Source organism: Mesorhizobium sp. CA15, assembly GCF_020165215.1.
In the GTDB taxonomy this organism is placed as follows: Bacteria; Pseudomonadota; Alphaproteobacteria; order Rhizobiales; family Rhizobiaceae; genus Mesorhizobium.
The window spans coordinates 443,120-466,562 of the sequence record NZ_JAIUHQ010000001.1; the positions used below are offsets into that span (position 1 = coordinate 443,120).

The 23,443-nt window shown below is 63.0% G+C and carries 18 protein-coding genes and 1 pseudogene; 10 read left to right on the plus strand and 9 right to left on the minus strand.

The window, feature by feature from the left end:
• Nucleotides 1-10: 10 nt before the first annotated feature.
• From LB515_RS02240 to LB515_RS02250, 3 genes are all read right to left on the minus strand, one after another.
• Entirely contained in the window at nt 11-694 is a 684-nt protein-coding gene (locus LB515_RS02240; protein ID WP_224525587.1) for a hypothetical protein, read from the minus strand.
• A complete protein-coding gene (gene sufB / locus LB515_RS02245) occupies nt 691-2,208 on the minus strand; it encodes a Fe-S cluster assembly protein SufB (RefSeq protein WP_224706602.1) in 1,518 nt (505 codons plus the stop codon). Before sufB ends, LB515_RS02240 begins: the two co-directional genes overlap by 4 nt.
• A 237-nt stretch (nt 2,209-2,445) precedes the next feature.
• The gene (locus LB515_RS02250) at nt 2,446-3,606 is read right to left on the minus strand and encodes a cysteine desulfurase family protein (protein ID WP_224706603.1); all 1,161 of its coding nucleotides are present in this window, start codon (nt 3,604-3,606) and stop codon (nt 2,446-2,448) included.
• Between the two features lie 267 nt (nt 3,607-3,873).
• On the opposite strand from LB515_RS02250, the gene LB515_RS02255 reads away from it, so the two are divergent.
• Nucleotides 3,874-4,548 (plus strand): alpha/beta hydrolase, encoded by a 675-nt coding sequence (locus tag LB515_RS02255; RefSeq protein WP_095765174.1) that lies wholly within the window; start codon nt 3,874-3,876, stop codon nt 4,546-4,548.
• A gap of 27 nt (nt 4,549-4,575) precedes the next feature.
• Here LB515_RS02255 and LB515_RS02260 read toward each other — a convergent pair whose 3' ends face one another.
• Both LB515_RS02260 and LB515_RS02265 read right to left on the minus strand, forming a co-directional pair.
• Nucleotides 4,576-5,439, minus strand: coding sequence for a phosphatase PAP2 family protein (locus tag LB515_RS02260; RefSeq protein ID WP_224706604.1), 864 nt, complete (start codon nt 5,437-5,439; stop codon nt 4,576-4,578).
• Nucleotides 5,440-5,481: 42 nt separating this feature from the next.
• Nucleotides 5,482-7,125: an ArnT family glycosyltransferase gene (locus LB515_RS02265; RefSeq protein ID WP_224706605.1), complete on the minus strand. Its 1,644-nt coding sequence runs from the start codon at nt 7,123-7,125 to the stop codon at nt 5,482-5,484.
• A gap of 289 nt (nt 7,126-7,414) precedes the next feature.
• On the opposite strand from LB515_RS02265, the pseudogene tyrS reads away from it, so the two are divergent.
• Nucleotides 7,415-8,656 (plus strand): annotated as a pseudogene (gene tyrS / locus LB515_RS02270) (tyrosine--tRNA ligase); the annotation flags it as partial.
• Between the two features lie 272 nt (nt 8,657-8,928).
• Here tyrS and LB515_RS02275 read toward each other — a convergent pair.
• A complete protein-coding gene (locus LB515_RS02275; protein ID WP_224706606.1) occupies nt 8,929-12,327 on the minus strand; it encodes a DUF3971 domain-containing protein in 3,399 nt (1,132 codons plus the stop codon).
• 95 nt (nt 12,328-12,422) lie between these two features.
• Between LB515_RS02275 and LB515_RS02280 the strand changes: the two genes are divergently transcribed.
• Nucleotides 12,423-12,890, plus strand: coding sequence for a peroxiredoxin (locus LB515_RS02280; RefSeq protein ID WP_140840217.1), 468 nt, complete (start codon nt 12,423-12,425; stop codon nt 12,888-12,890).
• A gap of 41 nt (nt 12,891-12,931) precedes the next feature.
• Here the strand turns inward: LB515_RS02280 and LB515_RS02285 are convergent, their stop codons facing one another.
• Both LB515_RS02285 and LB515_RS02290 read right to left on the minus strand, forming a co-directional pair.
• Nucleotides 12,932-14,068, minus strand: coding sequence for a GNAT family N-acetyltransferase (locus LB515_RS02285; RefSeq protein WP_224706607.1), 1,137 nt, complete (start codon nt 14,066-14,068; stop codon nt 12,932-12,934).
• Nucleotides 14,065-15,066, minus strand: coding sequence for a sterol desaturase family protein (locus tag LB515_RS02290; RefSeq protein WP_224706608.1), 1,002 nt, complete (start codon nt 15,064-15,066; stop codon nt 14,065-14,067). Before LB515_RS02290 ends, LB515_RS02285 begins: the two co-directional genes overlap by 4 nt.
• A gap of 298 nt (nt 15,067-15,364) precedes the next feature.
• Here LB515_RS02290 and LB515_RS02295 point away from each other — a divergent pair, with 298 nt between their 5' ends.
• Complete coding sequence (locus tag LB515_RS02295; RefSeq protein WP_224706609.1) at nt 15,365-16,645, plus strand: M23 family metallopeptidase; 1,281 nt, start codon at nt 15,365-15,367, stop codon at nt 16,643-16,645.
• Nucleotides 16,646-16,734: 89 nt separating this feature from the next.
• Here the strand turns inward: LB515_RS02295 and LB515_RS02300 are convergent, their stop codons facing one another.
• Nucleotides 16,735-17,913: a M24 family metallopeptidase gene (locus LB515_RS02300; protein ID WP_224706610.1), complete on the minus strand. Its 1,179-nt coding sequence runs from the start codon at nt 17,911-17,913 to the stop codon at nt 16,735-16,737.
• 183 nt (nt 17,914-18,096) lie between these two features.
• Here LB515_RS02300 and LB515_RS02305 point away from each other — a divergent pair, with 183 nt between their 5' ends.
• The 6 genes from LB515_RS02305 to LB515_RS02330 all read left to right on the plus strand — a co-directional run bounded on the left by LB515_RS02305 (nt 18,097) and on the right by LB515_RS02330 (nt 23,346).
• Nucleotides 18,097-19,533: an FAD-binding oxidoreductase gene (locus tag LB515_RS02305; RefSeq protein ID WP_224706611.1), complete on the plus strand. Its 1,437-nt coding sequence runs from the start codon at nt 18,097-18,099 to the stop codon at nt 19,531-19,533.
• The gene (locus LB515_RS02310) at nt 19,530-20,264 is read left to right on the plus strand and encodes a FadR/GntR family transcriptional regulator (RefSeq protein WP_140840225.1); all 735 of its coding nucleotides are present in this window, start codon (nt 19,530-19,532) and stop codon (nt 20,262-20,264) included. Before LB515_RS02305 ends, LB515_RS02310 begins: the two co-directional genes overlap by 4 nt.
• 2 nt (nt 20,265-20,266) lie before the next feature.
• Nucleotides 20,267-20,701, plus strand: a complete 435-nt coding sequence (locus LB515_RS02315) for a VOC family protein (protein ID WP_224706612.1) — start codon at nt 20,267-20,269, stop codon at nt 20,699-20,701.
• A gap of 67 nt (nt 20,702-20,768) precedes the next feature.
• On the plus strand, nt 20,769-21,821 hold the full coding sequence (locus LB515_RS02320) for an ABC transporter substrate-binding protein (protein ID WP_224706613.1): 1,053 nt from the start codon (nt 20,769-20,771) through the stop codon (nt 21,819-21,821).
• Nucleotides 21,821-22,594 carry an ABC transporter ATP-binding protein gene (locus LB515_RS02325; RefSeq protein ID WP_224706614.1) on the plus strand — a complete coding sequence of 258 codons (774 nt, stop codon included), beginning with the start codon at nt 21,821-21,823 and terminating at the stop codon, nt 22,592-22,594. Before LB515_RS02320 ends, LB515_RS02325 begins: the two co-directional genes overlap by 1 nt.
• A complete protein-coding gene (locus LB515_RS02330) occupies nt 22,591-23,346 on the plus strand; it encodes an ABC transporter permease (RefSeq protein WP_224543806.1) in 756 nt (251 codons plus the stop codon). The genes LB515_RS02325 and LB515_RS02330 overlap by 4 nt, the downstream gene beginning before the upstream one ends.
• Nucleotides 23,347-23,443: the final 97 nt, after the last annotated feature.

A 23,443-nucleotide genomic window follows, 5' to 3' on the forward strand; every position in this document is an offset into this window, starting at 1 on the left:
GTTCTTTTCTCTAGTTAACTCGCCAGGGGGTGAGGGCAAACTTCCCCTGATCGTCCAAGTGGATCCATTCACCGAACTCCATAGCCAAATCGATCACGTTGTGCACATAACTGTGCCGGACCTTAAGATCGGCGGATTTGCTCGCCTCAACGGGATCGACTTGGGTACGAAGCCTACGGCCATTTAGAAAAATTGATTCATCGACAAAGTAGAAGAACGTCATCCTGAAGTTGCCGGTGTAGTCACCACCAAACCGCTCTGCGGCTTGTCCGTGATCATAGTCGAAACCTAGCGATTTCAACCTATCGTACCAAGTAAGACAGGTTCCCTTTGCAGGCAGATAGTTGCTGACAAGGTGCAACGTATCCACGTCAAATCTATCTTCCCGCTTGGTAGCGGATTTGGTAGCCACGCTGGATAAACCACCCAGTGTACCGCTCACGTAGTCGGGCCATTCCCGCCATTCCCCCCACCACGAGGTGCTGTGAAAATAGCTTAGCTCAGATGCGTCTACGCCTGACCGGAAAGCGCAGAATTGACGCCAAATTTCCATGAAAATCCGTTCCCGGCCTCCGAAATCCGAGGCAGGTCTTCCAGCCAGGGACGAAAACCACGCAGCCATAGGAGATTCAACGTCTTGCTGAACCCCTTCCGAGCTTTGCAGTGCCGCCGTTTTACGGCCGAAGAGTTTCACCCCACGCTCCCCTCGAGGCTGATGCCGATCAGCTTCTGCGCCTCGACGGCGAACTCCATCGGCAGCTGCTGGATGACGTCCTTGACGAAGCCGTTGACGATCAGCGCGATCGCCTCTTCCTCGGGGATGCCGCGCTGCATGACGTAGAACTTCTGGTCCTCGGAGATCTTCGAAGTCGTCGCCTCGTGCTCGAACTGCGCCGTCGAATTCTTGGCTTCCATGTAAGGCACGGTGTGCGCGCCGCACTGGTCGCCGATCAGCAGCGAGTCGCAATTGGTGAAGTTGCGCGCGTTGGTCGCCTTGCGATGCGCCGAGACCTGGCCACGATAGGTATTCTGCGAGAAGCCGGCGGCAATGCCCTTGGAGATGATGCGGCTCGACGTGTTCTTGCCGAGATGGATCATCTTGGTGCCGCTATCGACCTGCTGATAACCGTTCGACACCGCGATCGAATAGAATTCGCCGCTGGAATCGTCGCCGCGCAGGATGCAACTCGGATATTTCCAGGTGATCGCCGAACCGGTCTCGACCTGCGTCCACGAGATCTTCGAGCGATCGCCGCGGCAGTCGCCGCGCTTGGTGACAAAATTGTAGATGCCGCCCTTGCCCTCGGCGTCGCCGGGGTACCAGTTCTGCACCGTCGAATATTTGATCTCGGCGTCGTCGAGCGCGATCAGCTCGACCACCGCGGCATGCAGCTGGTTCTCGTCGCGCTGCGGTGCCGTGCAGCCTTCGAGATAGGAGACATAGGCCCCCTCCTCGGCGATGATCAGCGTGCGCTCGAACTGGCCGGTGTTCTTCTCGTTGATGCGGAAATAGGTCGACAGCTCCATCGGGCAGCGAACGCCCTTCGGCACGAAGACGAACGAGCCGTCGGTGAACACTGCCGAATTCAGCGTCGCGTAGAAATTATCGGAGGTCGGCACGACCGAGCCGAGATATTTTTTCACCAGCTCCGGATGCTCGCGGATCGCTTCCGAGATCGAGCAGAAGATGACGCCCGCCTGCGCCAGTTCCTTCTTGAAGGTGGTGACCACCGAAACGGAATCGAACACGGCATCGACCGCGACGCGGCCGGACTTGTAAACGTTGTCGCCGATCTCGTCCTCGTCCGTGACCGCGGTCTTCTGCACGCCGGCCAGGATTTCCTGCTCCTTGAGCGGAATGCCGAGTTTTTCATAGACCTTGAGCAGTTCAGGGTCGACCTCGCTCAGCGACTTTGGCCCCGGCGTGCTCTTCGGCGCGGCGTAGTAGTGGATGTCCTGGAAATCGATCTTCGGATAGTGGACGCGCGCCCAGGTCGGCTCTTCCAGCGTCAGCCAGCGGCGATAGGCTCCCAGACGCCATTCCAGCATCCAGTCCGGCTCGTCCTTCTTGGCCGAGATGAAGCGAATGATGTCTTCGCTAAGGCCCTTGGGGGCCTTGTCCATCTCGATCTCTGTCTGGAATCCATATTTATACTGGTCGACGTCGATCTTTCGAACCCGATCGATCGTCTCCTGCACAGCAGGCATAAGCGTTCTCCATCCACGCCGGGGTCAAGGCCCGGCAGTTTTCAAACTATGGCACCGCCGAAATCGCGTCCCAGGGAGGGACTCGCGGCGGAGTAAGCTCCATATAGTGCGTGTCCGCCGGAAATTCACCCGGCCAGGACAAAACGCACGGCTCTACCAGGCCCTAAAGCCTGAATTCTTGTTCAGGCAGCGGAAATCCGAGAACCGCAAGGCGTTTCTCGCTCCGATGCTCCGCCGTCAGGCGGCTTCTTCCTTGCCCGCGCGGCGGGCGACGATGCCGGCCAGTGCCGCCCGGAACGCCGCGATATCGTCGGCGCCGGTCGCACGGCCGATCGAGACGCGCAAGGCGCCCAGGCTGTCGCCATGCCCCATCGCCTTCAGCACATGGCTTGGCCCGACCTTTCCCGACGAGCAGGCCGAACCCGCAGACAGCGCGACGCCGGCGAGATCGAAAGCGATCTGTGCCGTTTCGGCCTTGACGCCGGGAATAGCGAAGAATGTCGTGTTGGCAAGCCTGGGAGCGCCATTTCCGAAGATTTCCGCGTCCGGCGCGAGGTCGCGCACGATCGCCTCGACCTCGTCGCGCCGGCTCGCGATGGCGTCCATGTCGGCGAGACTGGCCAGCGCGGCACGCGCCGCGGCGCCGAAACCGGCGATCCCGGCGACGTTTTCCGTGCCGGCGCGGTGGCTCTTCTCCTGGCCGCCGCCATTGATCAGCGGGCGCGGCATCATCAGGTCGGATGCGGCCACGATCGCGCCGACGCCCTTCGGGCCGCCGATCTTGTGCGAGGACAGGATCAGATAATCGGCATAAGGAATTGACATATCGAGCGGAATCCGCCCGGCAGCCTGCACCGCGTCGACGACCAGCACCCCGCCGGCGGCCTTGACGATCTCGCCGATGCGCCCGATCGGCTGGATAACGCCGGTCTCGTTGTTGGCGGCGTGGATCGCCACCAGCGGCAGGCCAGCGGCCTTGTCATGCGCGCCGAGCGCGGCGGCCAACGCCTCGAGATCGGCAATGCCGTTCGGGTCGACGCCGATCTTCGTCACCTGCGCCGGCGCGAAGCGTCCACCATTCAGGATGCAGGGATGGTCGGCTTCCGAGACATAGAGATGGCTCATGCGGATAGCCCCGCGCCCCATCTGCCAGTTGGGCCCTAGCAGCGTCGAGGCGGCTTCGGTGGCGCCGGAGGTGAAGACAATATGTTCAGGCCTGGCGTTGACCAGCCGCGCCATGTCGCGGCGCGCGTCCTCGACTAGCCGGCGCGAGGCGCGCCCCTCCGTGTGGACCGATGACGGGTTGGCGGCATCGAGCGCGGAGACCATCGCTGCCCGCGCTTCCGCAATGAGCGGCGCGCTGGCGTTGTAGTCGAGATAGGCGCGGATTGCGGCCATTTTCGCTCAGTTCGTCCTTCCGCCGACTATCCCGCCAGGATAGCGCGTTATTTCCTTGAAATTGCAGGGCAAGCCGTCCTATTTACCCGGCTTGCGGCGCGGGCGGCCGGACCATCGGGTTTCGGCCTCCCAGTTTTGAACAATTCTAAACTAGCTTCTAGGAACACGCTCGCCCGGCGTCAAGGCCACAGAAGATGTGGGGCCGCGGGTGAGTCGGGATCAGGAAAGTTCCGGGCGAGCGCATTCATATGCCATGTGGAGTATTTTATGCCTGAGGTCATTTTCGCCGGTCCGGCTGGTCGCCTGGAGGGACGTTATCAGCCCTCGAAGGAAAAGAGCGCCCCGATCGCCATCGTGCTGCATCCGCACCCGCAATTCGGCGGCACGATGAACAACAAGATCGTCTACGACCTCTTCTACATGTTCCAGAAGCGCGATTTCACCACGCTGCGTTTCAATTTCCGCGGCATCGGCCGCAGCCAGGGCGAGTTCGACCATGGCACCGGCGAATTGTCGGACGCGGCCGCCGCGCTCGACTGGGTGCAGTCGCTGCATCCGGATTCGAAGAGCTGCTGGGTCGCCGGCTATTCCTTCGGCGCATGGATCGGCATGCAGCTCCTGATGCGCCGCCCCGAGATCGAGGGTTTTATTTCGGTCGCGCCGCAGCCCAACACCTACGACTTCTCGTTCCTGGCGCCCTGTCCGTCGTCCGGCCTCATCATCCATGGCGATGCCGATAAGGTGGCGCCGCCGAAGGATGTGCAGGGCCTGGTCGACAAGCTGCACACGCAAAAGGGCATCACCATCACGCAGAAGACGATCCCGGGCGCCAACCATTTCTTCGCCAACGATTCCGAGCTGCTGATCCAGGAGTGCGCCGACTATCTCGACCGTCGCCTGGCGGGCGAGTTGGCCGATCCGAGGCCGAAGCGGCTGCGCTAAGCGCGGAAGGCCGCCAGTCAGGGCGTCTTAAGGAATCTGGATTTGATCGACTCCGGCCTCGACCGTATCGGCTGTCGAAGCCCTGCCTCTTGGCGCGCGGGACGGTACCAACCGGAACGTCCGCTTGCGCACCGGCAGCTTCGAACCGGTCTGGCCGAAGATGAAGCCGAGCCGGGCAAACACCAGCCCCGATAGCACCGCGAACGCCAGTCCGAGCCCGAAGCCCGCGACCGTGTCGCTGGGATAGTGCGCGCCGACGAAGATGCGTGTCGAAGCGATGCAGGCCGTGACCGCCAGCGCGATATACCAGCGCCGCGGGAACAACAGCAGCAGGATGCCGAAGACGGCGCCCATCGTCGTGGCATGGCCGGACGGGAAACCGGCAAAGCGCGCGTCTATGGCGAAAGGATGCAGCGACAGGACGCCGAAGCTGTCGAAATAAAGCGGCCGGGCGCGGCCGATTCCGTATTTCAGCACGTTGACCGCAAGACCGGACAGGCCGACGGCACATAGCACCAGGAACGCGAAACACGTCCAGTTGTAGACGATCATCCGGCCATGCCGGGACAGGCCGCGCCAATCCGTCAGATTGGCGGCAACAAGGCAGAGCGCCGCTGGAATGAGATACCAGCCGCCGAGGCCGAATTGCGTGAAGAAATCGGTGAAGCGCGCAAATCCGGAGGACCATTGGCCGCGCATCTCGCCCGCGCTGATATCGAGGCGCAGGAAAGTCGCAACAGTGAGCAATATCCAGGCTATGAGCCAGACGCTCCACAGAATTCTCGGATAGCGCGCCGGCCGCACGGCAAAGCGTCGCCTCACGATCGACATCGTGTCGCGGAAATTGCCGAGCGAGCGGCGGTAGAGGGCAAGGGGCGGCGCGTCGGACATGGCTGGGCGCTTATAGGGACATTCGATGCCCGACGCTATTCATCACGGCGCCACCCGGTAAAGCCCGAGCGACAGCTTGTCTCCCGACGAATAGTTGATGCCGTCGATCTCGGTCAGTCGCGTTGCCGACTTGCCCTGAGCGGTCAGCACGTCGGTAAGCTTCTGCTCGTCCTTGATCGGCGCCAGCCCAAGCGCGCAGGATGGATCGGCGAGCAGATGTTGCCCCACGCCCTCGATGTCGGTCAGCACGGTCTTGGTGCCGACCAGGAAGACCAGGCTTGGCTCCTGGAACTTCGCCGAGGCAAGCACCGTGGTGTCGCAAGGGCGGTTGGCGTCGACAGCGGCCTTGACGGCGGGGCTCAGCCAGATCGGTTTCAGCGACGGCGCGATCACGCCGAACAGCAAGCTGAAGGTGATGCCGGCGCCGACGGCGATGGCCGCGATCCGCGGCAGCGGCACCTGCAACTGCCTGGGGAAGGCAAGATAGCCGGTGACCAGAGCGGCGATCGCCGCCGGTATGCTCCACCAGGAGAAGGTCTTGGCGAGGTAAAGCGGCGCGCCGACGCAGACCACGGCAAGGCCGATCGCCACCACGGCAAGGCCGAAAGCCGTCGCCCACCACAGCCATGTCTGCCAGCGCTTCAGTGGCGCGTTGGCCTCGTCCGCCGGCAAGGTGAGCAGCCAGCCGACCAGAAGCGCCATGCCCGGATAGGCCGGCATCACATAATGCGGCAGCTTGGTCGGGATCGCCTCGAACACCAGCCAGAACGGGATGTACCAGGCCAGGCAGAAGCGCAGCCGCGGATCCTCCCAAAACCGGTTGATAGCCTGGAGCCCGGCGCCGACCGCGATCAGCCCGAAGGGCCACATGAACAGCGAATAAGTCAGCATATAGAAGCCGGGCGGCAGGCCGTGCGATTCCTCGCCTTGCGCCACCTTGTTCAGCATGTCCTTGCCGACCGCTTCCTGGAAGAAGGCCCCGCCGCTCTTCCAGGTGATGAGGATCAGCCACGGCAGCACGATCGCCAGCACGATCAGGACGCCGCGCACCAGCTTCATCTTGAGGAGCCAGCGCCAGTCGCGGTCGAAGGCAAAGAGTGCAGCGGCGGTCAGCAGCGACAAAAGCGGTGAAACCGGGCCCTTGATGAGGATGCCGAAGCCTTGCGCGATCCAGAAGATCCACGGCAGATGCCCGGGAACCGGATCGTTGCGCTTGGCTGCCCAATAGACCTGCGCCAGCGCGCCTTGCGCTATCACGCAGCAGGCGAGAAGCATGGCATCGGTCTTGGCGTCGCGCCCCTCGAAGGCGGTGGCGAAGATCGCCGCCATCATCAGGCCGGCGGCCAGCCCGGCATTGGCGCCGAAGAGTTTTGTCCCAGTCCAGCCGATGCCGACGACAGCGAGCGCGATGCCCAGCATCGAGACCAGGCGATAGACCCAGATCGGCGCCCCGGCCCCCTCGCCGCTCAACGCCACGGCGGCTGACTGCAGCCAGTAGATGCCGATCGGCTTCTTGTAGCGCGTGACATCCTGCAGGCGGATATCGACATAATCGCCGGTCTCGACCATCTGCTTCGTCGACTGGACGAAGCGGGATTCATCGCGGTCCACCGGCGGCAGGCTGGCAAGCCCGCTGACGGTCATCACGATGCTGAACAGAAAAAGGAAGAGGGTGTTCCTGTTCATCGCGGGAGCTTTTCCGATCTGAAACTGCGGGATGGCCCCGTCGCGGTGCATGGCGCCGTGTCTTTGCGCGGCGCTTCATTACGCCAGCAAAAAGGGCGAAGCAAGGACGCGCCGCGCCGCGTGCGATTCCAAGCAAAACCGGAAACCACTTTTGCTGATCGCGTGTTTGTTGGTTGAAGCGCGATCGGACGCAAAACCGGAAACCACTTTTGCTGATCGCGCTTGGATGCTAAACGCGCGCCTTCATATCAAGCATGGCCAAGCGCCCGGCGACCTCCAGGAAGAAAAAATGTCCGCCTTCAAATCCGATTTCCTGCGCATCATGAGCGAGCGCGGCTTCATCCATCAGATTTCGGATGAATCCGCCCTCGACCAGCTCTTCGCCAAGGAAACGGTGAGCGCCTATATCGGCTTCGACGCCACCGCCAAGAGCCTTCACGCCGGGTCGCTGATCCAGATCATGATGCTGCATTGGCTGCAGCAGACCGGCCACCGGCCGATCGCGCTGATGGGCGGCGGCACCTCGATGATCGGCGACCCGTCCTTCAAGGACGAGGCGCGCAAGCTGCTCACCCCGCAGGACATCGACAACAATCTCGTCGGCATCCGCCGCAATTTCGCACCTTACCTGAAATTCGGCAGCGGCCCGGGCGACGCGGTCATGGTCAACAACGCCGACTGGCTGATGCAGATCAACTACGTCAACTTCCTGCGCGATGTCGGCCGGCATTTCTCTGTCAACCGCATGCTTGCCTTCGATAGCGTGAAGCTGAGACTCGACCGCGAGCAGTCGCTGTCCTTCCTCGAATTCAACTACATGATCCTGCAGGCCTACGACTTCGTCGAGCTCTACAAACGCGTCGGATGCCGGCTGCAGATGGGCGGTTCGGACCAGTGGGGCAATATCGTCAACGGCATCGATCTCGGCCACCGCATGGAGGGCGTGCAGCTCTTCGCCATGACCACGCCGCTGCTCACCACCTCCTCCGGCGCCAAGATGGGCAAGTCCGCCTCGGGCGCGGTCTGGCTCGATGGCGACATGCTCTCGCCTTACGAATTCTGGCAGTACTGGCGCAACACCGAGGACGCCGATGTCGGGCGCTTCCTGAAGCTCTACACGACCCTGCCTTTGGATGAGATTAGGCGACTCGAGCAGCTCGGCGGATCTGAGATAAACGAGGCCAAGAAGATTCTGGCTACTGAGGTCTGCATGCTCTTGCATGGCCGGCCAGCGGCAGAACAAGCGGAAGAGACCGCACGCAAAACGTTTGAGGAAGGCGCGCTTGCTGACACCTTACCTAGCGTCGAGATCGACGAAGGTGCAAAAGAGCGAATGGGCATTCTAGCTATGCTTGTTGAGGCTGGCCTTGCCACCTCAAATAGCGAAGCCCGACAGCTCGTGAAAGGCCGAGGTGTGCGTGTAAACGATCAGCCGCTCAACGATGAGCGAACGATTATAACATCAGCTGATTTTGGCGAGGCGAACCTTCTTAAGTTGTCGGTTGGGAAAAAGACGCATCGCTTACTAAAGGGTTCAGAGGAAGAACCTGCGAGGATAATGGAAATAGGAACTGGGAGAAACAATCAGTTCCTAAGAAGCAGATCAGCTGCGGAGATCATCTTTGCAACTGGCCAGTTCTCATCAAGGAAGGAAATCCTTGATAAAATTTCAAAGGGCGGCGTGCAAATCAACGGCAAACCACTGAAGGAAAATAGGTTCGTCCCGTGGACTGAGCTTGACCCAGTCGCGAATGCTCACAAAGTGGAGATCGACGGAATGGTCTTTTTTGTGCGCAAAGCGGACTAGCGATACTCGAAGATCGAGCGGAATATGCCCGGCGCCACCACCGATAGCGGATTGATGTTGAGCGTCGGCTTGTTGGCGTTGCCGCGCAGCCGGTAGGTGACGCCGATCAGTCCGCGGTCGCGTCCGTTGCCCAGCAACGGCCCGAACAGCGGCAGTTCGCCGAAAATGCGGTTGAGCCCGTAGACCGGCATGAAGGTGCCGGTCATGTCCATGTTGTTGTTCGGATCGTAGAGCGTTCCCTGGAAGGTCGTGCCGATGCGCGGGCCGCGCAGCAGGCCGTTCGCCAGTTTCAGATAGCCGGAACCCTTGTCGATCTCGGCAAAGCCGCGCTCGAACTGCACCCTGGACGTGTCGATGTTGCTTTTGACGGCCTGGTTCAGGCTGCGTGTATCGCCAGCCGGCGTCGTCGACACGATCGAGGCCAGCTTGGGCTCGTTGACCACATAGAAGTTGCGGGCATCCACCTGTCCCTTCATCGGCCCGTCGCCGGCGCCTGAGAGCGACAGCGTGATCGCGCCGCCTTCCATATGCTCGTAGACATTGAGGAAACGCAGGATCGCGCCGGCATCGGCAGACTTCACCCTGAGTACGCGGCCGCCTTCGCTGGTGGTGTTGTTGATCGCGATCGCGGCGCCCGAGCTTGCCGCGGCGGTGACGTTTAGCCCATTCACCCGCGATCCGGCGGCACTGTATTCGAGCTTGAGATTGGAAAGCACCTCGTCATGAAAACCGGTCAGCGATGCCACATCGGCGCTCACCGAGATCGCGTCGCTGCCGGCGCCCTTCGTGGCTGTATCGACATCCGAGGTGAACTGCTTGATCAGCGAGCGGGCGTCGAGCGACGCGCCGCTGACATCGACAGCGTAGCTCTTGCCGGAACGCTTGACCGAAACGGCGATGTCGTCGCCTCTGTTCAACGCGACTTTGCTGAAGCGGGCCGCGGACAGCGAGCCGTTGACCAACGTCACATTGCCGTCGATCGAGAAGCTTTTTCCGTCGAGAGCGAAATCGGTCAATGTGGTGGTGCTGCCGGACTTCGCCATGTCGAAAGCGACCTTGGCGGGAATGCCGGCGCCCTTGCTCCAGCCTGCCCACGGAATGTCGAGCCTGGCATTGGTCAGGTCCGCCGAAACCTGCTGGGCGCCCTCGCCGCTCTTGTCGATCGCCACCTTGATGGTTCCCGAAAGCAGGGCCGACAGTCCAGGCATGCTGGCGTTGCGCGTCTTGTCGTCGAGGACCAGCGTAACCTTGCGGCTTCGCGCCGGCCCGTCGTCGGCGAGCGGCTCGACGAGATCGAGCTCGGCCGGAATGCCGTTGAGCTTGGCCTCGGCGGAAATCACCGCCTGCTTTGGCCCGACGGTGATCGAGCCATCGGCCTCGGTCACGGTCTGGTCCTCGAAAGGCTTCGCCAGCGACAGGTCCCGGCAGTCGAGCGAAACCAGCCAATCGAGCTTCGAGGTGTCCATTCCCTTGGTCAGCGGAATGTCCGCCCTGACATGGCCGGTGACGGTGCCTGACAGGTCTTCCGGTGCCAGTCCGACATGGCGCATGGCATTGATCGGCTCATAGGAGGCCAGCTCGGCGATCGCCGGCGCCTCGCCCGCCACGTCGATGTCGAGCCCCCCGATGACAATCGGTCGGTTTGCATTCTTGACCGTCAGCGTGCCGCCGCTTGCCGCCACGGTGCGGCCGCTCGGCATATAGACGCTGCCCGAGGAGAGCGCGATATCGACATCGTTGCCATGGAACGCAACCGCGCCGACGGCGTCGCGGACCGGCGGGATGCGCCCGGCGGTATCGAAGCGCGATCCTTCGATCTGGAAACGGCCGAACACTTCGTCACCGGTAAGCGGCACGCCGTTGCCGAGGCGCCCCGGCGCGACCTGGAACTGCAGATTGGCGTCGGTCACCGTGCCGCCGAACAGGTTGCCTAGCACCCAGAGCCGCGCGTTGCGGGCCGAGAACCACGGCCACAATTGCTTGACATGCGAGACCGGCATGTCGTGCACGTTGAGCGACAGCGATACCCCTGGCGGGCCGTTGTCGATGAAGGCGACGGTGGCCGCGCCCAGTACCTCGCCCGGTCCGCCCGAGCGCACGCCGATCTGCTCGGCAATGAGCTTGCGGCTCTTCGGTTGGTAGACCCCGGCGATACGGGCCAGGAACTGAAGCGCCGGTTCCGGCGATTCCGAAGGCGCCAGCGTCGAGCCGTCGCTGGTGAGATCATAGCGGTAGGCGGGCTCCTCCCCCGCAGTTGCCGGCTTCGGCCCGATCGATCCGGCAAAGTTGAAGCTAGAGCGGCTGCTCCTGATCAGCAGCCGGTCGACCGAGATCTTGTTCGAACCGGCGACCAGCGTGGCATCGGCATCGACATCGGTCGGCAGCAGCCCGCGCTCGTCCAGGTCGAGCACCGAACCGTTGAGGGAGAGCGAAGCCGCGAGGCGCGACGGGTTGTCGCCCGACGCTTCCGAGCCCGAAAGCTTCAATGCGATCGAACCCAGCTTGGCGCCATCGGCCGGGGCGGCCTCGGTCGAACTGCCCTTGCCGGGGGCGCCTTCTATCTCGAGATTGGCGTCCAGCGACGAAATGCGCCTTGCCGTCGCATCGCGCGTCGCCGAGGCGGTCAAAGTCGCGTGCCGGCCATCGACATCGGCATCGTAGGAAACCTGCATGCGTCCCGCGCCTGTCTGCGCGACGGTCGCCGAGGCGATGGTCACGCGCTTGACCGGTCCGGCGTCCGGCAGCTTGAACTCGACATTGCGCAGATCGATCTGTCGCATCGAGTCCTCGCGCACGGCATCAAGCGCGCCGTTGACGCCTGAAAACACCGCCGCCGACACTTTCTCCGGGTCGATAAGGCCATCCGCGTTGCGCAGCGCCGCCGTCCAGTCGCTGCCTCCGGAGGGCATGGCCCCCACCACGATATGGGCATCGGAAAATCTGGCGCTCGTCAGCCGGACGTCGCCCGAAAGCAGCGGCAGAAGGCGCATGCCGAAACGTACGCGTCCGATATCGGCCATCGGCTTGCCGTCGGCCGTCTTCAGGCTGACATCGTTCACCTGCAGGGCGACGAAGCTCGACCCGTCGAGCGTCAGCCGAGCCGGGCCGACGGCGACGTTGACATCGATGCCGGCCAGCTTCTCGATGGCTGTCTCCGCCTCAGTCCGCAGGCGCTCCGTGCCGATGCCGGAGGCGCCGAGGACATAGACACCCGCCGCCGCCAGAAGCATGAGCGCGCAAAACCCGGCAAACACCCGGCCGAGGACGCGGAAACGCCGCCGCACGGCTGCCCGGCCGCGCGGCGGCACGCTGCACGCGGACGGAAGCCTCGCCAGGTCGGTGATCTCGTCACGCCTGAACCTGATCTTCTCGTGCTGCGGTTCTTCCTGATCCAAGCAATATTCCGTTGTGACGAACTCGTCGTGGACGAATCCCCGCCTCACGTTATATCGATGATTTCCCGCGCGTAACCGCAAACAAGGGCATCGATATGGCTGACCTCGAGGTGGGCGACGCAGCGCCGCAATTCGATCTTCCGCGTGACGGCGGCGGCTCTCTCAGCCTCGCGGCGTTCCTGGGCAAGCCAGTTGTACTTTACTTCTATCCGCAAGACGACACCACAAGCTGCACCGCCGAGGCCATCAGCTTCTCGCAGTTGAAGCCGGAGTTCGAGAAGGCCGGTGCCGTGGTGATCGGGCTGTCGCCTGATAGCGCGAAGAAACACGACAAATTCAAGGCGAAGCACGATCTCACGGTCGATCTCATCGCTGACGAGGAGCGCAAAGTGATCGAGGCCTACCGTTTGTGGGTCGAAAAGACGATGTATGGGCGCAAATATATGGGTGTCGAGCGCGCCACCTTCCTGATCGGGAAGGACGGGCGGATCGCCCGTATCTGGCGCAAGGTTCGCGTCAAGGGCCATGCCGAGGCCGTGCTGGAAGCCGTTCGCGCGCTCTGAGCGTCGCCAAAGCCCGCCAAAGCAATCGACAATTATGGTCGTTACTCGTCAGATGCCTCAGGCTTCGGCTGCCGCCGCGTCCTCCAGGATTTCGAACGATGGCTCACCTGATCGGCCAGCGCGGCAAGATGGCCACGCAAGCCGCGCGCGCCCATCATGGACGACAGCGTGACTGATTGCGTGGCAAAGCGCCGCTTGAAATCCTCGCCGCCGCAGAGAAAATCAATCGTGGCAAGGCCGCGGTCGAACGACCATTGGATATAGTCCATCATCAGTACCATACCCGGCGAGGCGCGCTCGTATTCGGGATCATAGGTGGTGACGAAAGCCATCATCGTGCCGTGCTGCTCGAAATTGATCGAGACGGCGACGATCGTGTCGTCAAGCTCCAGCACGAAGATGCGCAACAGCCCGAGGTCGGCCAGCACCGAAATAAGCGCGGCGAGAACCGGCGAGCCCTTGTCGAACAGATCCGAGGCACGACCATGGCGAGCGAGCCAGAGGCGCTTCAGCGTCGCGACGCGCTCGAGCACCGGTTCGCGCGGGTCCTCCGCATCCAGCAGCCGGAAACGCAATGCACCGCTTTCTTCCATGAACTTGCGGCCGCGACGATAATTCTGCCGGCCCTTCTTGGACAATGTCTCGAACCATTCCGCGCCACCCTGCCAGGAGCCAGCAACACGATAGCTAAGTTCAGTGCGGTGGTTGGGCCGAAGCGCCTTGCCATGAGCCGGTTCCAGCAGGGCATGAACACCGGCATCCGGTAGCAGTCGGTTGAGATAGATCAGGTCGAAGCCACCCTGGTCAAAAACATACTGCCAGAGGCGGAAGATCGCCCGCGGGTCGCTGTCAGGTGCAACCAGCGCGTCGCCATAGTCACTGTGATCCTTCGCCGCCCATTCGAGTACGCGGATGCCGGAACGCCTGAAGGTCGCAAGTGCTATCACGCCATCGAGCCGGTCGCCGTTCCAGGCAAGCCCAATCCTGAGCGCGCGCCGCTCCTGCTGCGGGGTGGTGCGCCACCAGGCCGCGATCCAATCCGGGTGCTGGAAGACAAGCCCGCCAGCCCGCTGCCAGAGCGCGCTCCAGGCCGGTGCGATCTCGGCAAGGCGCGCCGCCGTTGTCACGACTTCGAAGGTGCGTGTCCGCGGGATTGCGAGAACAACAGGAGCATTCATGGCCGTGTCCCCTCCGAGGCTCGCGAGGTGCGTGACCGTGGCTTTCCGGGCCGGATGCGCCTGGCGATATGTCCCCACATCCGCCTCAGCGGCATGAGGTAAAGGCCTGCGAGCGACTGATAGTCGCGCACATCGCGATCGACCAGTCCGAACTTGAAGTCCTCGTCAGGCCTCGGCACACACAATGTTCCGAAGAGCCGGTCCCAGAACGAGAAGAGCAGCCCGAAGTTCTTGTCGTAGTGGCGCGGATCGACGCTGTGATGCAACTGATGCCAGTGAGGACACAGGATCAAATTGTTGAGCGGGCCGAACGAGATCTTGAAATGCGTGTGCCTGACGAAATCCATCATCAGGATGTTACGCATGACATAGACGTTGACGCCAAAAACGGTCAGTTCGACAAGGTTCAGCGAAATCAGCGACCAGATGCCGAAGCAGAGCCCCACGACGATGCCGTCCCAAGCTCGGTTCATCAACTCGTCGAGCGGATGGACCCGGTCCTTGGTGATCCCGACCATCACCTCGGCCGAGTGATGCACCTTGTGCAGTTCCCAAAGCAGCGGATAGCGATGCTGGGCGACATGATAGAGGTAATAGGAAATGTCGTAGGCGAGGAGCATGCTGACGGTGAAGATCAGAACCGTCACCGGCCCTGCCGGCCCCTCGGTCAGAGGCGGCTGGAAGTGGAACAGTGTCGAAAACAGCCAGTTGGTCCCGTACCCCACCACCGTGACGAAGACGATTCCGGCGGGGAGCATCAGGAAAGGCATCAGGGCCTTCTTCGTGATCCAGAACAGCAGGTCGGCCTTCGCGGAAGGATGGGTGATGACCTCACGCGGGATGGCGAACTCGAAAAACTCCTTCCAGCTCTTCTCCTCGACCGCGCGCCAATAGGCCACAAGCGCGCTGACAAAGGCAGTCAGCAGCAAAAGCCCGGTCGCCAGCAGACTGGTGCCCGAAATCTTGTCGAGGATCTTGCCAACCAGATCGCCCAGCATTCCCACCGCCACGTTGAATCCCAAATACCAACACGCCTTTACTCTAAAAACGTCAACTAAACGCAATCGAAGACAGTTAAGAAACCCGAGCCTTGCTCTGCGAGCTCCAGGCTGCTCCTGGCAGAACTTTGGTGCTCATCGCCAACGCGACATGGCGACCGCGTCCTAAAGATTTTCGTGCAACCTCGTGCCCGCACTGCGTGCATCCGGCGCCGCGCGGTCGACACGGCAAGCCTTTGTTAACCCTAATAATGTGTAATCAGGCTTGTCGTTGGTCCGTAACGAAAGCTTGGTCCCCGTGAAACCAACCGGTCAGTCAGCTGTCTTCGGCAGGCGTAAGGAACCGCACACGGTCATCATCGCCCGGGGCGACGAGATCAGGCATTTCACCATCCGCCCCTGGGTCGCGGCCTTCATCGGCTCGGCTCTGGCGGCGATCGCCATCGGCTATCTGCTCGCGACTTCCTATCTGGTGCTGCGCGACGACCTGATCGGCGCCACGACGGCAAGGCAGGCGCGCATGCAGCAGGCCTATGAGGACCGCATCTCGGCCCTTCGTGCCCAGGTCGACCGCATCACCAGCCGCCAGCTTCTCGATCAGCAGCTGATGGAGACCAAGGTCAGCGAGCTGCTGGCCAGGCAGACCCAGCTCAGCGAGCGGCACGGACGGCTTGGGCCGATCCTCGAGCGCGCCGAGAACGAGGTCGGCGACATGCCCGCGACGGGCTCAACGGCACCCAAGCCCGACGAGCACGCCGAGGTCACCGGCAGCCTTTCGCAGGAGCCGACCTATTCCGTCGCATCCTTGGACGCCGGCGATACAAGGTCCTTCTCGCTCTGGTCGACACGGTCCGATCCGCTTGACGGCGAAACGGCGGCCGATCGCGCCGACAAGCTGTTCGTCTCGATCAATGCCTCGTTGAAGGCCATCGAGGGCCAGCAGCTTTCGCGCATCGCCACGCTTGCCGACAATGCCTACAAGAATGCCGATGCCATAGCGCAGGCACTGGAAGCGGCTGGCCTGCCGGTCGACGGCGAACTGAACAAGAGCGATGTCGGCGGCCCGCTGGTTCCGCTTGATCCCTCCACGGGTTTCGACAGCAAGGTCAAGGAGTTGGACGAGGCGCTCGATGCGCTCGACCAGGTCAAGAAAGAGGCGCGCAAGCTGCCGCTCGCCAATCCCGCCCCGGGTCGCACGGTGACCAGCCCCTTCGGCGTGCGCACCGATCCGATCCTGGGCAGCGCCGCCCTGCATACGGGAATGGATTTCAGGGCGCCGATCGGCATGCCGGCCAAGGTCACCGCCGCCGGCGTCGTCACAAGAGCCGGCTGGGCCGGCGGCTACGGCCGCATGGTCGAGGTCGACCACGGCAACGGCTTTGCCACACGCTACGGACATCTGAGCGAGATCGATGTGAGTGTCGGCCAGAAGCTCGCCGCCGGCGACGTCATCGGCAAGACCGGCAGCAGCGGCCGCTCGACGGGTCCGCACCTGCACTATGAAGTGCGCCACGATGGCGAAGCGGTCGACCCGCTGCGCTTCCTCACCGTTGGCAAGAAGGTCGCGCAGTACCTTTGACCGGCTGATCCAAACCGGCGCCGTGCCCGATCTCGATCATCCGATCGACAATCCCGGCATCGATATCGGCCGCGGCTCGCGCCGGCCAGTCAGGCTTTGACATGGATATCCCGCGGGAATCTCGTCAGCGTCTCGTTGCCGGCATCGGTCACCAGAATGGTTTCGCTGATCTCGATGCCCCAGCCGTCCATCCACATGCCCAGGATGGAATGAACGACATTGCCGGGCTGGAGCACCGTCTTGTCGCCCGGTCTCAGGCTGATCGTATGCTCGCCCCAATCCGGCGGATAGGCGACGCCGATGGAATAGCCGATACGCGATTCCTTCTTCAGCCCGTGGCGCTCTATGACCTTGCGCCATGCAGCTTCGACCGCCTCAGCGGTCGTTCCCGGACGTGCGGTTTCGAGCACCGCATCCATGCCCTCGATCACCGCCTTTGCCGTGTCTGCGACGCGGGTCGGCATCCTGCCGAGCTGCATGGTCCTGGCGAGCCCGGCGGCGTAGCGGCGGCAGACGCCGGCAAGCTCGAGCGCGATCGTTTCGTCCTTCCCGAACCGCCTGTCGCTCCACATGATGTGCGGTGCGGACGCGTTTTCGCCGCCGAGGATCGTCGGCGGCAGCGCCGTAATGTCGCCAGCGAAATCCTGGCTGCCGGCGATCTGCGCCGCCTGGATGGAAGCAATCGCGTCGCACTCGCGCACGCCCGGCGCGATGACTTCGTAGGCCCGCGCGACCGCCGCTTCGGCCAGCCTCGATGCGTTGCGCAGATAGGCGATTTCCGGCGCCGACTTCACCGCGCGGATCCAGTTCACGAGCAGATCGGCATCGTGCCATTTTGCATTGGGCAGCCCGGCGATGAGCCGTGCATGGGCCTTCGGCGAGAAATAATAGGCTTCGAGCTCGATGCCGATGTTGCGGCTTCCCCATCCCTTGGCGACAATCCAGGCCGCGATCCAGTCCATGGGATGACGATCGGCGCGCTGAACATGGTCCTCCGGGAAGCCGACGACGTTTTCCGGCTTCATCCAGGCCGTCAGCAAGCCGCCCGCCGCATCCATGGCGCGGCCGATCCAGACCGGCTCGGCATCCTCGATGGGAACAAGCACGACCTGCGGCGTGTAGAACGACCAGCCGTCATAACCGGTGATGTAGTGCTGGTTGGCGACGTCGTTGACGATCAGGAGCTCGATGCCGCCCTTTGCCATCTCGGCGCGGATTCTTGCGAGCCGCTGCTGGTACTCTTCGCGGGCAAAAGGCAGTTCAATCATCTTTTCTCCTCATCGGGATCGATCTGGTCGGGACGAAGCCCTGTCGTCCACCATTGCGGTGGTTTTGACCGGCGACAATCGGCCAGGACGATGCATGGGCAGGGCCTAGCCGAACGGGGAGCGATTGACTCGAAGCAAGTTGTAGGATGATATGTATCACCCGATATCCAGACATGAACCTTCATGACCGTTCATCGCCTCTCGCCGGAAATCCTCAGCGCCATGGAAGGTGCCGTCGGCCGAAACGGCATTGCCGTCGAGCCGGCTGGAATGGCGAAATATCTGGGCGACTGGGCGGGCGACTATCAGGGTGACGCTCTTGCCGTGCTGCGACCTGGTTCGGTAGCCGAGGTGCAGGCGCTGATGCGCCTGTGCAATGAGCTCGGACTCGGCGTCGTTCCACAGGGCGGCAACACCGGCCTGGTCTCAGGCGCGATCGACAGCAAAGGCGGCGGCCTGGTTGTCTTAAGCCTGGAGCGGCTGAACGCCATCCGGCAGATCGATGCGGATAATTTCACGCTGCGTGCTGATGCAGGCTGCGTGCTGCAGACGATCAAGGACGCCTGCGAAGCGCGGGATTGCCTCTTCCCGCTGGCGCTCGGCGCGCAAGGCAGCTGCCAGATCGGCGGCAATGCGGCCACCAACGCCGGCGGCGTCAACGTGCTGCGCTACGGCATGGCGCGCGACCTGATCCTGGGCCTCGAAGTGGTGCTGGCGGATGGCGAGCTGTGGAACGGCTTCTCCGGCCTGCGCAAGAACAACAGCGGCTATGATTTGAAGCAGCTTTTCATCGGCTCGGAAGGCACGCTGGGCATCATCACCGGTGTCGAGGTCAAGCTGTTTCCGAAGCCGGCCAAGACGGAGACCGCCTATCTCGGCCTGGCCTCGTTCGAAGCGGCCGTCACGCTCTTCAACCGGGCACGCCGCGACTGTTCGGACCTGATCTCCGCTTTCGAGATTATCGGCGCCGAATGCATCGAGCTTGCCCGGCTGGTCGACCCCACAACGAGAGCGCCGGTCCCGGCACCCGTCCAGGTGCTGATCGAATTGTCGTCCAGCGCCGCCATCGATCTCAACGGCCTGCTGGCCGGGTTCCTCGGCGATGCGGTGGAGAGCGGCCTGGTGACCGACGCGGTTCTCGCCGCGAGCGCCGCGCAGGCCAGGAGATTTTGGGCGATCCGCGAAGGCCTGGTCGAAGGCCAGGCCAAGCGCGGCTATCATGTGCGCACCGACCTGTCGGTGAAGATTTCCGACATCCCGGCCCTGATCGAGCAGGCCCGCCGCTTCGTCGCAAACGATCATCCCGGCTGGATTCCCCTCGCCTACGGCCACGCCGGCGACGGCAACGTCCATTTCAACGTGCTGCCGCCGGCCGACCTTGCCGAGGCCGAGACTCGTGCACGTGGCGCCGAGGTTATCGCCGGGCTCTATGAAATCGCCGCCGGCCTCGGCGGCTCGATCAGCGCGGAACACGGCATCGGCCGCAGCCGCCGCAAGGAGTTCTGGGCCGGACTATCGCCGACGCATCGCCGCATGGTCGCGGCGCTGAAGAACGCCCTCGACCCCAAGGGCGTGATGAATCCCGGCTGTCTGTTACCCGCGACGGAGACTTTTCCATGAAGCAGAGACTGGCCGCCATCGGCACCGTCGAGACATTGCCGCACCGGGTCGCCGCCTTCCTCAGCCGCGAGATCGAATCCGGCGAGTTGAACCCCGGCGCGCGCCTGCCGACCGAGCAGGAACTGTCCGAAAAATTCGGCGTCAGCCGCAACGTGGTGCGTGAGGCGATCGCCCAGCTCAGGGCCGACGGCATGATCGAGGCCCGGCAAGGCATCGGCGCTTTCGTGCTGGCCCCCGAGCAGCGGGCGGCGATCCGCATCGACCGCGAGGCGCTCAAGGACACGCACAACATGGAGCGGCTGTTCGAGCTGCGCTGCATCCTCGAGGCCGAATCGGCAGCCCTTGCCGCGGCGCGACGCAATCAGGGCCATCTCGATTCGATCAAGGCTGCGCTCGACCGCATGGGCGGCGAGGAGCGTTGGGAAGAAGGCAGCATCGACGCCGATCTGCTCTTCCACCGCGAGATCGCGCGCGCCACCGGCAACAGCTACATCCACACCTTCATCTCGTTCGTCTGCGAGCAGATCCGCCACTCGATCCACTACGCGCGCATGACCAATCCGCTGCACGATCTCGTCGAGATCAATGTCGGCGAGCATGTGCGTATCTATGAGGCTCTGGTGGCGGGCGATCCGGCGGCGGCGGAAGCGGCGATGCGGGCGCATATCGTTGGCGCCGCCAACCGCGTCGGCGTCAAGCTGCCGCTTTCGAAAGCCAACGGAGCGAAATAGCCATGCCGGCGAGCATTACCCGCATCTCCGATGTCTGCCTTCTGGTCGAAAACATCGAAAGGACGGTCGACTTCTACGTTGGAAAGCTCGGCTTCCGCCTGCGCCGCCGCGCCGAAGGCTTTGCCGATTTCCATGCCGAGGGCGTGACGCTCGCCGCTTGGGAGCTCGACCACATCAACCGGCATACCAGCGTGTCCAACCTGAGATCGCCGCGCCACGCGCACAAGGTCTGCGTCGCCGTGCAGCTCGACACGCCGGCCGATATCGACCGGCTGTATGGCGAACTTAGCGCCAAGGGCGTGCCCTTCTACGGCCCGCCCGAAAACTACGTCTGGAACGCGCGCTGCGCCTATTTCACGGACCCGGACGACACGCTTTGGGAGCTTTACGCCTGGCTCGACGGCGGCCCTGGCGACTACCACGACGAACAGCCGTAGACGACGCCGAGCCGAAGGGAACGGCGCCTGGAGAAGAGACGAGAAAAGTCTGCAACAGGAGCGAAAAATGAGTGGGAACAGGGACTTCGAATTGAATCGCCGCGCTTTCGTGAAAGGCGGCATGGCTGCCGTGGCGGCCATATCTGCCGGCATGCAGCTGGTGCTGACGCCCGGCGCCAAGGCCGCCGGCAAGGTCGTCATCCAGTATGACTGGCTGATGTCCAACGGACAGATCGGCGATATCGCGGCCGTCGCCAATGGCTACTTCAAGGACGCCGGGCTCGAGGTCGAGTTCAGCCCCGGCGGTCCGAATGCGTCGACCGTGCCGCCGGTGGTCTCGGGCGCCGCGCAGCTTGGCCAGTTTTCGGAAACGCCGCAGCTCTATTCGGCCCGCGCCAGCGGCGTGCCGATCAAGATCATCGCCTGCGGCTTCCGCACCGGTCCTTATGCATTGACGTCCAAGCCCGCAAAACCGATTCGCGGCGTCGCCGATCTCAAGGGCAAGAAGATCGGCATCCAGCCGACGGCGCGCTTCGTCATCGACGAGATCCTGGCCAAGAACGGCATCGATCCGTCGGAGGTGACCATCGTCAATGTCGGCTTCGACAAGGCGCCGCTGGTTCGCGGCGATGTCGACGCGATCGGCGGCTGGATTACCAACACGCAGGCGCTCAGCGTCGTCGGCGACGACCGCATCGACCTCTTGACGCGTGACCTCGGGCTGAGCTCCTACGCCGATGTCTATTTCGCGACCGACGCGGCAATCGAAAAGGATCCTGAGACGCTGGCGAAGTTCATCGGCGCCGTCGGCAAAGGCTGGGGCTGGGTCCACGCCAATCCGCAGGAGGCGGTCAAGAAGATGGTCGCCGCTTATCCCGAAATGGATCTCGGCTGGGAGGAAAAGACCGTCAACCTGGTGCTGAAACTCTCCTTCGACGGCGCAACCGCCAAGGATGGCTGGGGCACGTTCGACCCGGCCTCGATCGAGGAGCAATTGGCGCTGCTCGACAAGGTTGGCCAATATCCGAACGGCCGCCCGGCGACCGCCGATGTCTACACCACCAAGATACTCGAACTCTCGGCCGCCGACCGGCCCAAGCTCGACGCGCCCGCCGCGTGATGCCGGACGCGATCGAAGCGCGACAGCTGGATGTCGGCTATGGCGGCCGGCAGACAGCCGTCAAAGTGCTCGCCGGCCTTGACCTCACCGTCGCGGCCGGTTCCTTCCTGTCGATCCTGGGGCCGTCCGGCTGCGGCAAGTCGACCTTGCTCAGAGTGGTGGCCGACCTGCTCGACCCGCTTGGCGGCTCGATCAGCGTGCTGGGCGAAACGCCGCATACGGTGCGCTCGCGCCGCGATGTCGGCTTCGTGTTCCAGGATTCGACCCTCCTTCCCTGGCGCACGGTGCGCGACAATGTGCGCCTGCCGCTCGGCGTCGGTCAGGGCAGCCTGACGCGCAAGATCGAGGATCGCAGCACGGAACTGCTGGAATTGATGGGGCTCGGCGGCCTCAGTGAGCGCTTGCCGCATCAGCTCTCCGGCGGCCAGCGCCAGCGCGTGGCAATCGCGCGTGCCTTGCTCGGCGAGCCCAAATTGCTTTTGATGGACGAACCCTTCGGCGCGCTCGACGAGATCACGCGCGACCGGTTGAACGACGAACTGCTGTCCCTTTGGCGGCGCAGCGGCACAACTATCCTTTTTGTCACCCATTCGATTGCCGAAGCCGCCTATCTTGGTGAGCGCGTCATCGTGCTGGCCGCCAATCCTGGGCGCGTGGTCAAGGACCTCGACATGCGGCCCTTCAAGCAGGAGGGCAACCGCTGCAAGCGCGAGGATCCGGCGATTGTCGCCGCCATGGCGGACCTGCGCGTTGCGCTGGAGCGCGCATCGTGAGACAGGCGCCGCTCTCCCCGCAAATGACGGTCGCGCTTCCCATCCTGGGCGCGGCTTCGATCCTGCTTGCCTGGCAATATCTTTTGCCGTTGCTCGGCGTGCCGGCCTATATCGTGCCGACGCCGACAGCGATCTTCGGCGTGTTCCAAAAGAATTTTGCGCTCCTCATCGACAATCTGAGGCCGACGCTGATCGAGGCGCTGGCCGGCTTCGTCATCGGCAATCTCGCCGCCGTGCTGCTCGCCGTGCTCTTCGTCCACAGCCGCGTCCTGCAAGCCGCCTATTTCCCGATCGTGCTCTTCTTCAACACCATTCCGATCCTGGCGCTGTCGCCGATCATCATCCTGATCTTCGGACTCGGCATGACGCCGAAGATCGTGATTGCCGCGGTAATCTGCTTCTTCCCGACACTGGTGAACATGATCCGCGGCCTCGATTCGGCGAGCGACAACGAGCACGAGCTGTTCCGCGTGCTGTCAGCGACACACTCGGAGATTTTCTGGAGCCTGCGTCTGCCCCGTGCCCTGCCGATGCTGTTCTCTTCGCTGAGGATCGCGTCGGCCACCGCCGTGATCGGCGCCATCGTCGGCGAGTGGATCGGCTCGGACAAAGGGCTCGGCGCGCTGATCATCCAGGCGACCTTCAACTATCAGTCCGATCGGCTTTATGCGGCGATCGTGCTGTCGTCGTCGCTGTCGATCGCGTTGTTTTGCCTCGTCGTCCTGATCGAGCGGCGAATCATCAAATATTGAGCAAGACGGCGGCCCCCGCGCCGTGTGCTCACGCATCGAGATAGGAACATCCTCCCGAGCAGGCATTCATCGCGCATTTATTCGGCCTGCGGTAGGA